Source organism: Pseudomonas sp. FSL R10-1350 (assembly GCF_009600525.1).
Lineage (GTDB): Bacteria > Pseudomonadota > Gammaproteobacteria > Pseudomonadales > Pseudomonadaceae > Aquipseudomonas > Aquipseudomonas helleri.
In genome coordinates this window covers 1-289 of record NZ_WIVR01000226.1, presented here as the reverse complement: position 1 = coordinate 289, position 289 = coordinate 1, and the positions used below count along the sequence as shown (strand labels likewise).

Annotated in this window: 1 protein-coding gene; it reads left to right on the top strand. The window is 54.7% G+C overall.

Translation table 11 applies throughout. The features are described from left to right. Nucleotides 1–289 (top strand): RepB family plasmid replication initiator protein (locus GHO25_RS25935; RefSeq protein WP_153393475.1); only part of this gene is annotated, 289 nt, incomplete at both ends.

The window sequence follows — 289 nt, the reverse complement described above, 5'->3', positions numbered from 1 at the left end:
GTTTACGGACAACTTAAAGAAGCGATGGGCGACCTGTTCGACCGCTCGGTGACGATCTATGACACCGATCCGGACACCGGTAAGGACCGTACTGTCACAACCCGATGGATCAGCGACAAGGCTTACATCGACGGAACAGGCCGAATTCAGTTGACGTTCGCCCCTCGGGTGATCCCCTACATCACACGTCTCGAGTCCGAGTTCACGTCATACCGTTTGGAGAAAATCAGTGGCATGTCGAGCGTTCACGCTGTACGGCTCTACGAGCTACTGGTGCAGTACCTCACAA